The sequence below is a fragment of the Pseudoneobacillus rhizosphaerae genome (genome assembly GCF_917563885.1).
In the GTDB taxonomy this organism is placed as follows: Bacteria; Bacillota; Bacilli; order Bacillales; family Cytobacillaceae; genus Pseudoneobacillus; species Pseudoneobacillus rhizosphaerae.
Window position 1 is genome coordinate 86,759 of sequence record NZ_CAKJTG010000003.1, and the last position, 17,534, is coordinate 104,292.

A 17,534-nucleotide genomic window follows, 5' to 3' on the forward strand; every position below is an offset into this window, starting at 1 on the left:
CTCATGAATTACGAAAGGTTTTTAATCGAAAATGGAATTTTGCCGATTGAAAGGAATTGGAATCATTTTAGGATCAATCATGTAAAGCCAGTGGATGAGGTTGCTAAAAACCAGGTAAGAGGGTATATCGAAAACAATGTGGCTAATCACAACGGTCTATATATCTATAAAAACAATAAAGGCGAGATCCTCTATATTGGCAAGGGAAAACCGCTAAAAAATAGATTGTATAGTCATTTTCTTGAATCGTTTCAACCGGTTAAAGGAGATACAAAGGATCAGCGTTGGCATCCATTTTTCCTTAAACACCAGGGGGAACATGATGTCTATTGGATCGAATTAGAAACGGAGAAAGACCGACAAATTATCGAAAAAATGTTGGAATATGTGTTAAATCCATTGTTTGCAAAGCCGCCTCCACCGCCTCCACATGTCCTACCGTTAATGGATCATCCTTTAAAGCCATCGTTGGTTAAAAAGGAAAATAAGAAACAAAATCCTACTGATTATTAATTTTATCAATATGAAGAAGAGTTGGATGGAAAAGCCGTAATTAAGAGAGAAAATCCTTTACAACTAGACGGCAGTTAGGTTATTCACCTATCCTTTTTAAAGATAAACCTTCTCGTTACGAGAAGGTTTATTTTCGGTAGGTAATAAAGAGGGAATCCGTCGAATATTATATGTCTTCAAGGTCAACTTTTTTTAAAATTTACACCCCCTGCTGCTAGTTGACGTTTTTACCATTATCATTTATTATCTAACAGTATTAGGTACTTACGAAGGAGCATAATATGGATTACAAGGCACTCGCAAATGAGTTGTTTCAAAATATGATTAGGACACGAAAAAAATCGTTTTATAAGAAAGTGGATGAAGTGTCTCATGGTGAACGGAAAATCCTAGGGTATTTGACGTATGGGAAAAATAAGGTAACTTCAGGGGAGCTTAGCGAGTATTTGGATCTAAGTACACCTCGAGTAGCATCTGCACTAAATAGTTTGTCTAAGAAAGGTTTTATCAAACGAAAAAAAGATGAACAAGACAAACGGGTTGTGATCGTCAACATTACAGAGTCTGGCAAAAGCTTTGTAAAAGAGGAACATGAAGAAGCGATGGGGGCACTCGAAAAGATTCTAGAAAAGCTTGGTGAACAGGATGCGAGGGAATTTGTTCGCATAACTAAAAGGATTCAAGAGATTTCAAATGAAAATGAATAATATTTTGTAGACACTTAGAGGTGTGAAATTATTTTGATTAGATATCTAACGCTATTAGACTTATTATTTTGATTAGATATCTAACACTATTAGACTTATTATTTTGATAAAATATCTAATACTATTAGATTTATCCAAATGAAAAAAGGAGAGCTAATGTATGCTGAAAATTTTTAAATACCTTCAGAAGAAGGAATGGCTGCTAATTATATGTAGCTTGGTGTTCATTGTGACGCAGGTGTGGCTAGATTTAAAGCTACCGGATTATATGTATGAAATCACTATGCTTGTTCAAACCGAAGGCAGTAAGATGAGTGATGTTCTAGTTCAGGGCATTTATATGCTGATATGTGCGATTGGGAGTATGGCTGCAGCGATGTTTACAGTTTATTTTGCTGCCAAAGTGGCAGCCGGATTCTCGCTTAGATTACGTGGAATGGTATTTGAAAAGACGATGTCCTTTTCGATGGAGGAGATTAATAGCTTTTCTACTGCGAGTTTAATTACACGCTCCACCAATGATATTACACAAGTCCAGCTATTGATTGTGATGGGATTTCAAGCGATTGTAAAGGCTCCAATTCTAGCTACTTGGGCCATTTTTAAAATTATGGGAAAAAGCTGGCAATGGACGGCAGCAACTGGCACGGCTGTGTTAATCATAATTGTCATGCTCTGCATCATTATTTTTATCGCTTTGCCAAAGTTTAGACGAATTCAGAGTTTAACGGATAATTTAAATCGAGTTACCAGAGAAAATCTTTCTGGTATTCGTGTTGTTCATGCTTTTAACGCCGAAGGCTATCAGGAAGATAAATTTGAAAAAGCAAACAGTGAACTCACGAAGACGAATCTCTTTACGCAACGGACAATGGCAGTCATGATGCCGACAATGGGGCTCATCATGTCAGGGATGAGTCTTGCGATTTATTGGATTGGTGCATTCCTCATCCAAGATGCTGCAATGCCAGATAAGTTATCTTTATTCTCAGATATGGTCGTTTTTTCTAATTATGCGATGCAGGTGATCATGGCCTTCATGATGCTTTCCATTGTTTTCATCATGGTTCCTCGTGCGTCTGTTTCCGTGAAACGAATTAATGAGGTTCTAAATACGAAAGCAAAGATTGTCGATGGAGACCAAAGTGAAGGGAAAGCAGGCGTAACTGGTGAAATCGAATTTCGAAACGTCAGTTTTAAATATCCAGATGCAACCGATTATATCCTTCATAATATCAGTTTTACCGCGCGTAAAGGAGAAACCGTTGCATTTATAGGGTCAACAGGAAGTGGGAAAAGCACTTTACTTAACCTCATTCCACGCTTCTATGATGCGACGGAAGGAGAAGTGTTAATCGATGGTATCGATGTAAAAAAATACTCCCAGGAAGCACTACGCGACAAGCTTGGCTATGTATCGCAAAAAGCTATTTTATTCAGTGGTACTGTAAATTCAAATGTTGCCTATGGAAGAGAAGCTATGCATTCCGCGGATGAAGCTCTCAAAAAAGCTGTCGAAATTGCCCAGGGTACTGAATTTGTTGAAAAGATGGAAGAGCAGTATGAAGCTAAAATTGCACAAGGTGGTACGAATCTTTCTGGTGGGCAGAAGCAAAGGCTTTCCATCGCGCGTGCGATTTATAAAAATCCAGAAGTTTACTTATTTGATGATTCTTTTTCAGCGTTAGATTATAAGACTGATAGGGTGCTCCGATCCATGCTAAAGAAAGAGATTAAGGATGCAACCACTTTAATTGTTGCGCAGCGAATTGGTACGATTAAAGATGCCGATCGAATCGTTGTCCTAGATGATGGGAAAATTGTTGGTATGGGCACCCATCAGGAATTAATGGGAAATTGTAGTGTTTATCAGGAAATTGCTTATTCTCAATTATCGAAGGAGGAGCTTGAAATTGGCTAAAAACAATCATGAACGAAGAAAACATGATAAACCAGAGCCTCCTGGAGGAATGCAAGGACGAGGAGGTCATCCGGGGGGACCGATGGGAGCTCCGAGGGCGAAGGTAAAGGACTTTAAGAAAACCGTTAAACAGCTGATTGCCTATTGTAAAGTTTATTTGCCATTGATTATCATAGCTCTTATCCTTGCTGCGACAGGTGCGGTGTTTAATATTTTGGGACCAGAGCTGCTCAGCCGAATTACTGATTTGGTTACAGAAGGCTTGATGTCAGGTATTGATTTAGATGCAGTTGTAAACCTCGCAACCATTCTCGCTTTTCTTTATGGCGTAGGCTTTTTGTTCAACTATATTCAAGGCTTTATGATGGCCACAGTCACACAGCGAGTGTCGAAGAATTTACGAACGGATATTTCAAGAAAAATTAATCGATTGCCTTTAAAATATTTTGATTCTACAAGCACAGGTGATGTGCTAAGTCGCGTAACGAATGATGTTGATATGATTGGTCAAACGATGAACCAGAGTATTAGTACATTGGTTTCCGCGGTAACCATGTTTGTTGGATCACTTGTGATGATGTTTTATACAAACTGGATAATGGCGATTTCAGCTATACTTTCAACCATTGTCGGCTTTGCATTAATGACCTTTATTATCACTAAGTCACAAAAATATTTTGTGGAACAGCAAAAGGAGCTTGGTAAGCTAAACGGGCATATTGAAGAAATCTATTCAGGTCACACGGTGGTGAGGGTTTATAACGGAGAAAAGGCTGCAAAGGAAACCTTTCATGACATTAACTCCAGACTTTATAACAGTGCCTGGAAATCTCAATTTTTGTCTGGTTTAATGATGCCGTTAATGATGTTTGTAGGTAACTTTGGTTATGTAGTGGTCTCCATTGTTGGGGCAGTGCTTGCCGTGAATGATCATATTTCGTTTGGTGTAATTGTTGCCTTTATGTTATATATTCGCTTGTTTACACAGCCTCTATCCCAGCTTGCCCAAGCAGCGAACAGTCTACAATCAACGGCTGCAGCTAGTGAACGTGTCTTTGAATTCCTTGGTGAAGAAGAGTTGGAAGATGAAGAGGCTAAAACAACAAGTCTTGAAAAGGCTCATGGGGATGTTGAATTTAAAAATGTCCGATTTGGCTATGACGAAAATAAAATGGTTATTAATAACTTCTCAGCCACTGTACATGCTGGACAAAAAGTGGCGATTGTTGGTCCTACTGGTGCCGGTAAGACAACTTTAATTAACCTGCTAATGCGTTTTTATGAAGTAAATGGCGGGGAAATTCTAATTGATGGTGTTCCTATCAATCAGCTAACTCGAAAAAATATCCATGAACTATTTTGTATGGTGCTTCAGGATACATGGTTATTTGAAGGGACTATACGGGATAATATCGTTTATAACCGAAAGGGAGTTATTCATGATGAAGTAGAGGTTGCCTGCAAAGCTGTTGGACTGCATCACTTCATTAAGACACTGCCAAATGGTTACGATACAGTACTCGACGATAAAGCGAATCTATCTGCTGGTCAGAAACAGTTAATCACCATTGCCCGAGCGATGGTGGCTCATGCACCACTGTTAATCCTTGATGAGGCAACTAGCTCCGTCGATACACGTACAGAAATACTTATTCAGCAAGCTATGGATAAACTGACGGTTGGAAAAACATCCTTTGTCATTGCTCATCGATTATCAACCATCAAAAATGCTGATCTTATCCTCGTCATGAAGGATGGAGATATCATTGAAAGTGGAACACATGGAGAATTACTATTAAAAAATGGCTTCTACGCCGAGCTATATAATAGTCAGTTTGAGGAAGCTTCCTAGGTGGGAAAAGTGTCAGGTGCTGTGAACACCTGAACATTCCCGACACACATGCTGCAGGATTTAGCTACTAACTGTTACAAAGGGAGAAATAGTCACCGATGCTGGGTGGCTATTTTTTTCTGAATAAGCGCATTGCTTAGACCTGTTCAAACTAGATGCTAGTCTTTTTTTACGCTTAAAAGTATACTCCTTTAATGCATTTACTTAATTAAGCTCGGCCCCACTCCATTCCTTCAACTGTTGATCAGACGGCAAAAGCAATGTGAGCAGTCCGAATATAGGAAGAACCGACACAGCAATCATTGTAGTTTGGATCCCCATTAAATCAATCAGTGCCCCAAGTGCCACAGAACCAATAGCGCCCATTCCGAAGGCAAGACCAACAATTAAACCAGACATCGTTCCAATTTTGCCAGGTATTAATTCTTGTGCATAGACAACTGTTACGGAGAAACTAGACATTAAGATAAGACCCGTTAAGGCGAGAAGGATATAAGCGACGGTAGGTCCCACAAATGGCAATAATAAGGTAAGTGGAGCAGCACCAATCAAGGAAAGGAAGATCATATTTCTTCTTCCAAAACGATCGGCTAATGGTCCTCCTAATAATGTCCCAACAGCTCCCATAAATAAGTAAATAAAAATAAAAACTTGTGAGTGAGCAATGGTGACATCGTATGTCTTAATCGCATAAAACGTATAAAAATTTGAAATCGCACTGCCATACCAAGAACGTGCAAAGACAAGTAGAATTAATAGGAGAATGGCCGTCTTAATACTTTTAGCATGGGGACCTAATCCATTTTTAACAGCTTTATTTCTTTTTATCTCACCGGCTTGAGCCTTTAGGCGTTTAGAATACCATCTTGCAATATAAATGAGAAATAGGACGGCAATAAAGGCAACAATGGTAAACCAGATCCCTCCAAATTGACCAAATGGAACAAGAATCAGCGCTGTAAAAACAGGTGCCAATGCTTGGCCGGAATTCCCTCCTACTTGGTAAATCGATTGTGCCAAGCCTCTTTTTTTCCCTGCCGCCATATGAGTTACGCGTGACCCTTCTGGATGGAAAACAGCCGAACCAAAACCAATAAAAATAACACTAATCAAAATCATCCAATAGTTAGGAGCAAGCGCTAATCCTAAAATACCGAGCATACTGCTTGTTAGACCTAATGGAAGTGCATACGGTCTTGGACGTTTATCGGTATACCAGCCGACAACTGGCTGTAAAACAGAAGCAACCATGTTTAATGAAAAAGCTATTAATCCTAGCTGTGTAAAGGATAATCCCATCGACTTTTCTAAAATTGGGAACATCGCCGGGACAACGGATTGCAAGGAATCATTTAATAAATGACATAGACTCATAATAAATAAAATATTATACATCGTTTTCGTATCTTTCGGTTCTGCCTTTCCCACTGGAATAGATGTAGCGGTGGCCATTTTAGTCTTCCTTTCTGGATTATAAGATTATGAATGTATGAGAATGATATGAAGGATTATTTCGTGTTCCTAGATATTTTCATTATAAACGGGGGATAGGGTATTGAATAGATTTAATTTAGTGCGCGGTTTTTCTTGGGGCTATGCCTCAGAAGTACCTTAACATTTAGTTAGAGGAGAATGAGAAATAAACTGGTAAGTAAAATGTATTTCCTATATGAGTGAAACAGAGAATTCACCGTATGTTAATTTCGATAAAAGTGCATAAGCGATAAGGGAGACGTTTGAAGCGTTTGATTATAAATGACAATGAAAAAGGCGTGCAATCTGACAACAGATTTGACACGCCTTTTTCATTTATTATGGATTCTTTGATACCGATAAATTTAAATAAAGAGCGAACCCTCAAGGAACAAGAGGAGGAGTTAATAAGGGTTGATAAATAAGCGGAGAAATTTCTCTTAATGACTAAATTTGCACTGAAAATAGCTTAAATAGACGGAAGGATTCCGACTATTTACTCAAAAAACGTCAAAATGGGTCATTTCGCTTTGTTTAACCGGAAAAACTCCCCTTATTTTAAATATCACTAAGGGACCCTATTGATTCTCCCTGTTACCTTTAGCAATAAGTTCTGCTTGTCTTAATGCTCTTTTGTCAGCTTTCTTTTCATGGATAACTAGTATTGCATGAATTAGACCAGGTACATAAAAAAAACATGTTAAAACTAAGTTAAGTAAAGCTTGAAATGGTTTACCTATAAATAGTACAGCTAATGGTGGACAAATTATGGCTAACAAATACATCATTGCAAATCAGCTCCAAAAATAATTTGACAAAACATTATAACGTCAATAAAAATCTGAGTGGTGCCTACCTTTTTAGCTTTATCATTTTTTTTGAAAAATAAACTTTTGGGCAATGGTCTCTGGTCCAGACAAAAGATAAAATGCACATTTTTGTCCATCAGGTAAGAACATTAATAGATACAATTGAATAGATGAATTTTTGCTTTATTTCTCCTTTCTAGATTATAAGATTTTGACTGTAAGAGAATGATATTGAACTACCCCCACTTAACAACTTTTGGTTGTTTGAAGTAGGGATTCTTGTAAAAAACAAGACATATACCAAGATATATGACCGCTTCCCCTTCAACTAGGAAGCGGTTTTTCCACTTTTTAATTTAGACAAACTTTTCGACTCCAAATCTGTAAGAGCCTCGGGAGTGAAGAAATCGTTCGTAGAACGAAACCTGGCCATATCAAAAAGATCTGATTGGTAATAGGCACAGGTGCGTATCCCTTTCAGCATTTTCGTCACATACCCCCACTGCGCCATATTTTTCTTGAAAGTTAAAAACCCAATTTTAGTCCTGATTCTTTTCATCTCTTTATCTAAGTATTCATGCTCAAATTGATAAGCATGATCATAGAGGTCGGTTTTCTTTTTGTAAGACACAAGAAAGAAGTTCCCAACCTTTTTCATATTGGAGTTTTTAGCAAAAGAGGGTTTACCAATGACGAACGAAGCTTTTGCTTTCGTTAAAGTGGTCATACGAGATTTTTCTTTTTTTATCTTGTTCTTAACGGAATCAATTTGTGTTTCTTTATTTGAGACATACATTTTATTTAGTTCTGTTAAACTACTTTGAATGGCCTTTGCTTCTTGTACAACGCTATTGGCATAATAATCGTCCAAGTTAAAGCGGCTTTTCACCGTAAGGTGCATGGATTTTGAACGTTTGCATTTGCCAGAACGTTTCTCTTTGATTGACGTGCTAAAAGCAAACTGTTTCGCCCTATTGAATACTATAAGGGCATGTTCAATGGCTTTTACATATTCTTTCGTAAGAGCGTTTTTGTACACTCTATTAGTGAAATATGCTTGTATACTCATTTTCCATACCCTCTTTCTAAATTTTTATGTTTATAGGTTTATTTTATCAGAATGTATGTTCTGTTTTTAATCAAAACTTTCCTTCGGAAGGGCGATTCATCCCCTCCCTACTCATTGGGTTAACACCCTTCACATTCCTTGAGGAAGGGGTATTCTCGCCCTAAATGATAAACAATTATTTCGTGTTCCTAGATATTTTTATTATAAACGGGGGATAAATTATTGAATAGACTTTAATAATTGCCTGTATTTTTGAGAGATTTTTAAATGGACGTTTCTAAAATAGGTACATATGATAAGGTGATTAATCTGCGAAGGGATTGAAGAAATTGTATTATTATGAAAATGGTTATCCGTATCAAAACCCTTACCATGTCAGTGTGCCAATGAGTAATTATTATAGTGGGAATTCAAATTACAGGACATATCCGAACGAGTTCATTCATACAAATCATTTTACTCACGCTTTCGAGGGTAATAATAGGCTGGCGTTAAAAGACTACGGCCCAAACCCGTTTGTCATTAATATTAATAAAGCATCGAAACAAAACAATACGTATCGAACGGCTATATGGACTGGAAAACATCTGCAGGTTACATTGATGAGTTTAAATCCCGGAGAGGATATTGGACTAGAAATGCACCCAAATGTTGATCAATTTTTGCGTATTGAACAAGGGCAGGGTATTACTCAAATGGGCAAGAGTAAAGAAAATTTAAACTTTTCAAGAAAGGTATATGATAATTCCGCAATCATGGTACCCGCTGGAACATGGCATAACCTAACAAATACGGGGAATATTCCTTTAAAGCTGTATTCGATCTATGCTCCGCCTAACCATCCATTTGGAACTGTTCATCCTACGAAAGCAGATGCAATGGCTAAGGAACGAGGCGGCGGTCATAGCAAGGGTAATGCGGTTATTTCCGGTAGAACTCCAGATGAATGGGTAAGGTATACAGAGTTTTTAGTAAACAAAGGTTTAGAGGATGTTAAAGAAGGAATTAATGCTACTCATATTCTTCAAGAATTTATTCTTATGGGAGTTCTAGTTGGAAAAGGATATTCTCCTGAAAAAGCCTATCAGACAGTGGAAGAATGGGAACGGACAGGGGAATCTAAACTTCTAAAACAAAGTAAAAATATGTAAACAAATGTCAAGAAAATCGATGTCAATAGATTAATAAATTTAAGGGTTTGCCAACTTGGTGAAACCATTTTAATTTAGATGAGATTGTGCAGGAATGTACTTAAACGCTTACACGCATGGGAGGGAATCTCATGCTTTTTTTTATACAATACATTTCGGATTTAGACCCTACAACGTAGCCTGCACAGATACCCATTGAACGAATACCTTTAGATAAAAAAAGTAAACTGTGGAAACATCATTCAATAGTTTATATTCTTGAAATATATTATAATTTTAGTAATATATGGATTTAGTGAATTTAGATAGAGGTGATTTATATGGCAGCAGTAGGTGAAATTATGTCATGGACATTTTATGAAGAAACTCAGGTACCGAAGGAAATCCTAGATGTTTTAATCGATGGAGAACGGGCAGAAGTAGCTTATAAAACGATAAGAGATGTTGCGGTAGTAACAAATAAAAGAATCATTATCTCAGATCGCCAAGGATTAACAGGTAAAAAGGTAGAAGTTTACACTATTCCGTTTAAATCTATAATAATGTATTCCAGTGAAAATGGTGGGATGCTAGACTTCAATGCCGAGTTGGAGCTTTGGACAAAAGCTGGTAAATTTAAGTTGAATCTAAACAAAAAAGTAGATATTAGAAAGCTTGATCGGATTATTGGGAAGTACATACTATAATCTGTACAAAAGAAACGATTTCAAATGCTTCTTTATTTTTTTGAATAGGGCAGGAAAATACGTATAGTGACAAGCACGGAAAAGTAAATTGTTTAAAAAATAGAGGTGTTAAGATGAGTTCATCAATTGTTTGTATAGGAGAGTTACTAATTGATTTCTTTTGTACAGATGTGGATATCGATTTAGTGGAAGGGCAAAACTTCCAAAAACAGGCTGGGGGAGCACCGGCAAATGTGTGTGCAACGATTGCAAAACTGGGTGGGACTTCTTATTTTTGTGGAAAAGTTGGGAATGATCCTTTTGGCCATTTTTTAAAGAAAACACTAAATGATGTAAAGGTTGATACATCGATGCTTGTGTTCGATGATGCACATCCAACTACCTTAGCTTTTGTTTCTTTAAAGGCGAATGGGGAAAGGGATTTCGTCTTTAATCGCGGTGCAGATGCCTATTTATTTGAGGAAGAACTGGATAAAGACAAGATGAAGGAAGCTTCTATTTTTCATTTTGGATCCGCAACTGCCCTATTAAGCGACCCTTTTCAGTCCACTTATTTCAATGCGATGAAAATGGCTAAAATAGATGGGAAATATATTTCCTTTGATCCAAATTTTAGAAAGGATCTTTGGAAGGAACAAATTTCGACTTTCATTGCATTAGCTAAACAAGGAATGACTTTAGCTGATTTCGTTAAAGTAAGTGATGAGGAATTAACTATCATTACGGGTATGAATGATTTGGCAGAGGGCGCAAACGCTTTGCATCAGTTAGGAGCTAAAGTAGTTGCCGTTACCTTAGGGAAAGAAGGAACCTATCTATCTGATGGACAAACTAGCGAAATCGTTCCAAGTGTCAAGGTTCATTCCATTGATTCCACAGGTGCTGGTGACGCATTTGTTGGTGCAACACTCTATCAACTGGCAAAAGAGAATAAACTGCAAGACTTAGACTTTGAACAGCTAAAAAATATAATCTCCTTCAGCAATAAAGTGGCCGCATTCGTATGTACCAAAGTAGGAGCAATAGCTGCGATTCCAACAATTGAAGAAGTTACTGGGTGAAACATGGGGAGTTACTTCTGTGCTTTATTTAAGAAGGAAGCGAGAGATGAACTGCACCCCAATTGTTAGGTGTTACTAACAATTGGGGTGCAGTTCATCTCTCGTCCGTCTTAGTACTAGATAAAAATCAATATGTTTCTTCAGGCGTGAAATGGCCAATGCCCTTTAATTGGTAGTCGAAAAATTTAACAATTAACTCATTTGTCGTTTCAATACTGTAATATTTATCAATGTCTGCTGTTCCGCCTTGCAGGATATTTGCAAGTATAGGAGAGAAAAGTGGTAAATCCGTTAAGCTTAAATGTTTTGCTCCTTTAATATGAACAGTAAAGGCGTCTTTGAATTGTTCGTTATTGGGTTTGTTCGCAACATAAGTGGAGTTGCTATCGAGTTGATCCCAAACATCGTCAGAATAAATGTTTAGAAGTGGGGTCGTGAAGGCTTCATCACTTGCCACATAATCATCGATTTCTTTTTTATAAATAAGCTCACTAAAGAACGGTGCATCAATATTTACAACTGCACGTATATCCTTACGTTCTTTGCCTAACCAAACACTTGCTGCGCCGCCCATCGAGTGACCGAACACACCCATTTTCTCTGGATCGATAAGTGAATAAACTGGGTCCTTGTCACTTTGGGCTTTTGTAAGGATCGTATCAATGACAAAATTCATATCATCTGTTCGAAGTTTCATCCATTTTTGAATGAGTCCGAAAAGTTCTTCTTTCGTGTAAATGCCATCCTTATTGGCATTGCTGACTTCCAGATTATAATCTGAATTGATGAAAGCCTTTGTTCCATCCTCTGAAGCCGTAAAAAAGGAGTGATACGGATGATCGATGGAAACAACTACATAGCCATGGCTTGCAAGCTCCGTATAGGTAGAGGTATTGCTAGTTTTAATACCAGATGCTCCATGTGAAAATACTAGTAGAGGGTATTTACCATCTGCATTTTCGGGATACCAAAATTCCACATTAACAAATCTGTTATCCCCCTTGTCAGTAAATTCCTCAATACGGTTCTTGTCAACATAAGTATAAGTAGCGGTTGTGACTAGATAATCACCTGTCACTTTTGGTGATTTATGCTGCGGAAAAGCAATTGTAGGTGCAAGTGCAAATACTAATGCAAAAATCATAATTATTGATTTCCACACTATTTTTGAAGTTTTGTAATTTGGGTTATTTGTTTTGTTTCGGATAAGAGAAACCGTTCCCTTTAGTGCTAATATAAAAAGTAATATAGCAAGCATTCCCCAGCGGAAACTCCACTCAATCACCGGAGATAGTGTTAGAAAGACAAAAGCTATAAAAATAGCTATTCTAATCCAATTCTTAACTTTATTATGGATTTCCTTTGTAACGATACAGTAGATTGCAAAAGCAATCTCGAAAATCAAAGCGATTAATAATATTAAAATCCCCACAGTAATGACACCTTACCTTTTGAATTAATTTTGATGAACTCATCATAAAAAATTACAGAAAGGAAGTATATAGAAAAACAGTAAGTTGTATCCACAGGCAAATAAGATGCAAAAGAGAGCGGTAAGCTATGTAGCTTACCGCTTACAGACAACCGCTGCAATCTAATTTTATTAAACGTCTTTCTTTAATACCTTTAGTTTTTCATTGATTTTTTGGGCTTCTTTTTTATCCTTTTGCCATGACAGCAGACGAACGAGGATATAGATGACTGCAATTTGCAGTGCTAATATGAAACCGTCTACTGTACTATTCACAATATCAAAAACGCTGGCAAGGACAATCAATAGAATCTCTAAAGTGAAAAAATGAATAACCATTCTTATACGTATTTTTTTCTCGCTTATATCATTAGGAGAATACAAAATAAATCCCATCAATGCACTTATAAAGGAAAATGCCATAATAATATAAATGGACTTCAAATCAAATGCCGAATTAGGATAATACATTTGTCTTAAAATAGTGATAATAATGATGATGGCTGCAAAGATGATCAAGAAATCCTTCATAATCTTCTGTACAAATTTGAACATGTTTATACGTATCACTCCTTACAAACCAAGCATATTTTTAAGCACAGGCACATACTGCCTTGAGACAACAGTACGTTCCCCATTATCAAGCACTACTTCGAAGCGGCCACTTATAGACGGATAAACAGATGAAATTTTAGAAATGTTTAAAATAGTTGATTTGGATGCACGAAAACAGTTTTTTCCTTGGCATAATTCCTCTAACTCATAAAGCTTCTGTTTTACCTCATAAACGTTGTCCTTGCAGTATCCAAAAACCTTTCCGTCAACTGCCTCGAAATAATAGATATCACGAAGTAAAATCCGATGAACTTTATCATTTTGATAGCCATGAATATTGGGATCCTCCATTTGTAGCTTGTTTACGATTTCAACTATTTCGTCATCTACCTCATGACATCTAATGAGGATTTCTTCTGCCATTTCTTTGTTTATTTCTTCTATTGAAATTTTCACATTATCACCTACGAAAATTCAAATTATTAAAAGCTACACATTTTGAGGAATAAAACTCTACCTTCTCGAAATCTTCCGTTTCACTTTCTTGCCTCTTCGGTCTTTACCTTGCTTGATCTCCTATAAATGTATAGTTATAGTGAAATTCTAACAGATTATGAACCTTTTTATAATGACTTTTGAAATTAAAAAACCACTTGAGGGAACCGGTCTTTTTATTAAGTTAAAGGCTATTAGTCCGCCTAATAATGTCCCGTATTTAGTGAAGATATTCCATATTATACCTCTTTTATGAACCGAAAGAAGCGCAAGAGCCGACCCTCTGTTTCCACGAATTTTATTTATGAAAGTGCTTGCATAGATAATTTTTATATGTTAATTTTAACTTGTATAAAAAATAGACATGTTTATTCCGAGTACAATTTATCGTGATATTTTCTAAGTTGAAATGCCCGAAAACGATAGTTCTCTCTTAAAATTTCTAACAAGAAGGAGATTAAATGAAAAAAGACATAACAAATAAGTTGAAAAGGCCACTCTATGTAAATGTGTACGATGAGCTTCTTCTTCAAATTACGAAAGGGGAATATCCTGTAGATAGTAGGCTCCCTTCGGAACCAGACTTAGCAAAGGAACTAGGGGTTAGTCGTTCTACTTTAAGACAAGCTTTAGCACTTCTGCAAGATGATGGATTGATAAGAAATATAAAGGGAAAAGGAAGCTTTGTTATTGACTCCTTTAATAAACATCAAGCCAATCTTCAATTAGAAAAGCTAAGTAACCCGATTCATAAGTGCCATATAAGTACATTCGATCAAATTGATGTCCAATACTATATGGACGTGGGAACAGAATATACGAAACAAGTATTAAAAACAGATTCATCTAGAGTAGTAGCTGTTGAACGTTTTTATAGTAGAGGGAACGATTTAGTAGGCTATGCTTTTACTTTCATAGCCATGGAAACAGTAGAAGATTTATCTTTGGACTTAGATAATAAGGAATTGCTACTGGATTTTATGGAGAATCAAGCCTATGTAGATGCAGCTCATGGAGAAATTGAAATAAAGTTCTCACAAACGGTTAACATAGCTAATCGAAAAGGCAATGTATTTGGTCGTAATAATTGCTTTTTACTATTGGAAAGCCTCTACAGTAAAGCAGATTATCCAATCATGTTTAATAAATACTATGTCCCTCAGCAGTTTGCGAACATTAAATTAAATGTATTTAAATAACTACTTTAAAAGTAGGCATAGGGGATTGACTTTGAAAATAGATGGTTGAATGCAGTAGTTCTTATAAATAAGAACTACTAGCATCCTTTAAATTCCCAATATTCCCAATATTGAAAATAAAATAAAGATAAAAGAGAAGAGGTCTAGGAGAAATGAGTCAAAAATACCCTGATTTAATTCCAGAAAATGAAAGAGTTGGGCAACCTAAGCAATTGTTTTGGATATGGTTTGCATTAAATATAGGTATTATGGGATTGGTTTATGGTGGGATTATTGTTAGCTATGGTCTCAACTTTATTCAATCCGTTATAGCTGCATTCCTTGGAGCAGCATCATTTGCCCTTATCGGCTATCTTAGTTTACCAGGTAAGCTAGGAAAAGCACCGACATTTGTGTTATCCCGAGCACCTTTTGGATCAAAAGGAAACTTGATTCCAGCGGTACTAGCATGGATTTGTTTGATTGGTTGGCTGAGTGTTGGAAATGTTCCTACTGGTATTTTCTCTATTAATGCTATTGTTACTGCACTTGGGTTTGAAGTAACAACTACCGTACAAATAATCGGCCTTATCGGTCTTGCGATTGCGATTATGGCATTATCTCTTGTAAAACAAGAAACGCTTGTAAAAGTTCAAACAATATTTACCTATATTTTTGGCGCACTAACAGTGGTGGTATTGGTTATTTTAGTTCCACAAACAGATTGGTCAGCACTTGTAAATATGCCAAATGGAGACTGGATTGGAGGCGTATTGCCTGCTATTTCCATCATTATTGCTGGTTCTGCACTTAGCTGGGCTATGGTTGCGAGTGATTACTCTTCTTACCAAAGTCCTCAGTCTTCGAATAAAGCGATTTTCTGGACAACAACGTTTGCTGCAGGAGCACCATTATTTGTCATCATGTTCTTAGGCATTTTAATGAATGCAACGAATCCTGAACTAGTTAGTTCAGCGGATCCAATCGCGGCATTAGCTGCACAGATGCCTAAATGGATGGTTATTCCATACTTTATTACAGCATTGGGCGGAATCATTCCACCGGCAGTTATTTCACTTCGGTCTGGACGTACTGCTTTAGAAGCTACAAACATAAAAATTTCTGAACGTACATCAATTATTTTCCATGGTTTAATCATGGTATTACTTCCGACTTATGTATTATTCATAAACGGTGACTTTTTAGGGTCATTCATGATGTTCTTAGGAGTTGTCGGCATTGGCCTTGCCGCTTGGACAGCTATATTCGTAGCCGATTACATTATCCTTCGCAAAAAGCAAGGGTATGATCCTGAAATCATTTCAGGTGATAGAAATATTTCTGTGAATAAAGGCAATGTTATTATATGGTTTGTAAGTGTTATAATTGGGCTTCTTTTTACCACTAATCCACTATTTCCTGCGCCATTTGCGAAAGGGATTTTTGATGGTAACAGTCTAGGAGTAATATTAACATTCGCAGTTGGTATAGTTTTAAGCTGGATCTATTCGTCAGCACAATTGAAAAAGCAAACGGTAGATAAAGAAGGAAAAGCAGCTTAACCTATTAATTATTTGGAGGTAAAATACATCATGAGTATTCACTTAAATGCAAAAGAAGGTCAACTATCTGAAAAAGTCTTAATGCCAGGAGATCCACTTCGTGCTAAATATATTGCTGATACTTTTTTAGAGAATGTTGAGTGTCATAATACAGTTCGGGGAATGTATGGCTATACTGGAACATATAAAGGACACAAAATTTCAATTCAATCTTCTGGAATGGGTGCTCCTTCGATGAGTATTTACGCCACTGAACTCATTAAGGATTATGGTGTGAAGAATATCATCCGCATTGGGACAATCGGAGCGATGAAGCGCGAAGTGAAAATCCGTGACATTATCATGGCAATGGCAGCTACCAATGATTCCAAAATGCAGAACATTATTTTCCCGCAAATTAATTATGCACCAAACGCAAGCTTTACTCTTCTCGAGAGAGCGCATCGCTTATCTAAACAAAATGATGATTTGAGAGTTCATGTAGGTAACGTATTTACCGGTGATTCATTCTATGAAGACGATGATTCCATGATCAATAAGCTGGCTGATTACGGTGTGTTAGGTGTTGATATGGAAACATCAGCTCTCTATACACTTGGAGCAAAATATAATATCGACGTTTTAAGTATTATGACAGTGAGCGACCATGTTATTACAGGTGAAGAAACAACAGCGGAAGAACGCCAGACAACATTTAATGATATGGTGACTGTAGCGTTGGAGACTCTTATTAATGAATAGTCTTCAAAAATAAAAAACTTTCCTATGAATATATCGATTTTATTGGAACAGGTGATAGTGGGCTTATTAAAAACACTTTGGTTTTTACTAAGGCTGGTTTTGTCCTTAAGAGGGGTTAATAGAAGCTAATCGTGCCCGAAACCAGCCGAAGAGGTAGAAAACGGTAACGAATAGAAGCTAATCGTGCCCGAAACCAGCCGAAGAGGTAGAAAACGGTAACGAATAGAACTTAATCGTGCCCGAAATCATATTAGCTAGGTATCAATACGTTAAACAATAGAATTACAAAT

The 17,534-nt window shown here is 36.9% G+C and carries 16 protein-coding genes; 10 read left to right on the forward strand and 6 right to left on the reverse strand.

Annotation, left to right across the window (positions count from 1 at the left end; translation table 11 throughout):
• Positions 1 to 3: 3 nt before the first annotated feature.
• From LRP83_RS02855 to LRP83_RS02870, 4 genes are all read left to right on the forward strand, one after another.
• Positions 4 to 513: a GIY-YIG nuclease family protein gene (locus LRP83_RS02855; RefSeq protein WP_230495161.1), complete on the forward strand. Its 510-nt coding sequence runs from the start codon at positions 4 to 6 to the stop codon at positions 511 to 513.
• A gap of 281 nt (positions 514 to 794) precedes the next feature.
• The gene (locus LRP83_RS02860) at positions 795 to 1,220 is read left to right on the forward strand and encodes a MarR family winged helix-turn-helix transcriptional regulator (RefSeq protein ID WP_230495162.1); all 426 of its coding nucleotides are present in this window, start codon (positions 795 to 797) and stop codon (positions 1,218 to 1,220) included.
• 160 nt (positions 1,221 to 1,380) lie between these two features.
• Positions 1,381 to 3,141: an ABC transporter ATP-binding protein gene (locus tag LRP83_RS02865; protein ID WP_230495163.1), complete on the forward strand. Its 1,761-nt coding sequence runs from the start codon at positions 1,381 to 1,383 to the stop codon at positions 3,139 to 3,141.
• A complete protein-coding gene (locus LRP83_RS02870) occupies positions 3,134 to 4,993 on the forward strand; it encodes an ABC transporter ATP-binding protein (protein WP_435531317.1) in 1,860 nt (619 codons plus the stop codon). Before LRP83_RS02865 ends, LRP83_RS02870 begins: the two co-directional genes overlap by 8 nt.
• A 204-nt stretch (positions 4,994 to 5,197) precedes the next feature.
• Here LRP83_RS02870 and LRP83_RS02875 read toward each other — a convergent pair whose 3' ends face one another.
• The 3 genes from LRP83_RS02875 to LRP83_RS02885 all read right to left on the reverse strand — a co-directional run bounded on the left by LRP83_RS02875 (position 5,198) and on the right by LRP83_RS02885 (position 8,344).
• Positions 5,198 to 6,445 (reverse strand): MFS transporter, encoded by a 1,248-nt coding sequence (locus tag LRP83_RS02875; protein ID WP_230495164.1) that lies wholly within the window; start codon positions 6,443 to 6,445, stop codon positions 5,198 to 5,200.
• A gap of 599 nt (positions 6,446 to 7,044) precedes the next feature.
• On the reverse strand, positions 7,045 to 7,254 hold the full coding sequence (locus tag LRP83_RS02880; RefSeq protein ID WP_230495165.1) for a YqaE/Pmp3 family membrane protein: 210 nt from the start codon (positions 7,252 to 7,254) through the stop codon (positions 7,045 to 7,047).
• 349 nt (positions 7,255 to 7,603) lie between these two features.
• The gene (locus LRP83_RS02885) at positions 7,604 to 8,344 is read right to left on the reverse strand and encodes a hypothetical protein (protein WP_230495166.1); all 741 of its coding nucleotides are present in this window, start codon (positions 8,342 to 8,344) and stop codon (positions 7,604 to 7,606) included.
• A gap of 386 nt (positions 8,345 to 8,730) precedes the next feature.
• Here LRP83_RS02885 and LRP83_RS02890 point away from each other — a divergent pair, with 386 nt between their 5' ends.
• The 3 genes from LRP83_RS02890 to LRP83_RS02900 all read left to right on the forward strand — a co-directional run bounded on the left by LRP83_RS02890 (position 8,731) and on the right by LRP83_RS02900 (position 11,242).
• On the forward strand, positions 8,731 to 9,495 hold the full coding sequence (locus tag LRP83_RS02890) for a cupin domain-containing protein (RefSeq protein ID WP_435531318.1): 765 nt from the start codon (positions 8,731 to 8,733) through the stop codon (positions 9,493 to 9,495).
• Positions 9,496 to 9,815: 320 nt separating this feature from the next.
• A complete protein-coding gene (locus LRP83_RS02895; RefSeq protein WP_230495167.1) occupies positions 9,816 to 10,181 on the forward strand; it encodes a PH domain-containing protein in 366 nt (121 codons plus the stop codon).
• A 113-nt stretch (positions 10,182 to 10,294) separates the two neighbouring features.
• Positions 10,295 to 11,242 carry a carbohydrate kinase family protein gene (locus tag LRP83_RS02900; RefSeq protein WP_230495168.1) on the forward strand — a complete coding sequence of 316 codons (948 nt, stop codon included), beginning with the start codon at positions 10,295 to 10,297 and terminating at the stop codon, positions 11,240 to 11,242.
• A 127-nt stretch (positions 11,243 to 11,369) separates the two neighbouring features.
• On the opposite strand, the gene LRP83_RS02905 is transcribed toward LRP83_RS02900, so the two are convergent.
• The 3 genes from LRP83_RS02905 to LRP83_RS02915 form a co-directional block, all read right to left on the reverse strand.
• Positions 11,370 to 12,674 carry an alpha/beta hydrolase family protein gene (locus LRP83_RS02905; RefSeq protein WP_230495169.1) on the reverse strand — a complete coding sequence of 435 codons (1,305 nt, stop codon included), beginning with the start codon at positions 12,672 to 12,674 and terminating at the stop codon, positions 11,370 to 11,372.
• A 171-nt stretch (positions 12,675 to 12,845) separates the two neighbouring features.
• Positions 12,846 to 13,268: a DUF3021 family protein gene (locus tag LRP83_RS02910; protein ID WP_230495170.1), complete on the reverse strand. Its 423-nt coding sequence runs from the start codon at positions 13,266 to 13,268 to the stop codon at positions 12,846 to 12,848.
• An 18-nt stretch (positions 13,269 to 13,286) separates the two neighbouring features.
• On the reverse strand, positions 13,287 to 13,724 hold the full coding sequence (locus tag LRP83_RS02915; RefSeq protein WP_230495171.1) for a LytTR family DNA-binding domain-containing protein: 438 nt from the start codon (positions 13,722 to 13,724) through the stop codon (positions 13,287 to 13,289).
• A 500-nt stretch (positions 13,725 to 14,224) separates the two neighbouring features.
• On the opposite strand from LRP83_RS02915, the gene LRP83_RS02920 reads away from it, so the two are divergent.
• The 3 genes from LRP83_RS02920 (at position 14,225) to deoD (ending at position 17,244) form a co-directional block, all read left to right on the forward strand.
• Complete coding sequence (locus LRP83_RS02920) at positions 14,225 to 14,962, forward strand: GntR family transcriptional regulator (RefSeq protein WP_230495172.1); 738 nt, start codon at positions 14,225 to 14,227, stop codon at positions 14,960 to 14,962.
• A gap of 152 nt (positions 14,963 to 15,114) precedes the next feature.
• On the forward strand, positions 15,115 to 16,503 hold the full coding sequence (locus LRP83_RS02925) for a purine-cytosine permease family protein (protein WP_230495173.1): 1,389 nt from the start codon (positions 15,115 to 15,117) through the stop codon (positions 16,501 to 16,503).
• Between the two features lie 30 nt (positions 16,504 to 16,533).
• Positions 16,534 to 17,244, forward strand: coding sequence for a purine-nucleoside phosphorylase (gene deoD, locus LRP83_RS02930; RefSeq protein ID WP_230495174.1), 711 nt, complete (start codon positions 16,534 to 16,536; stop codon positions 17,242 to 17,244).
• The last annotated feature ends 290 nt before the right edge of the window (positions 17,245 to 17,534 follow it).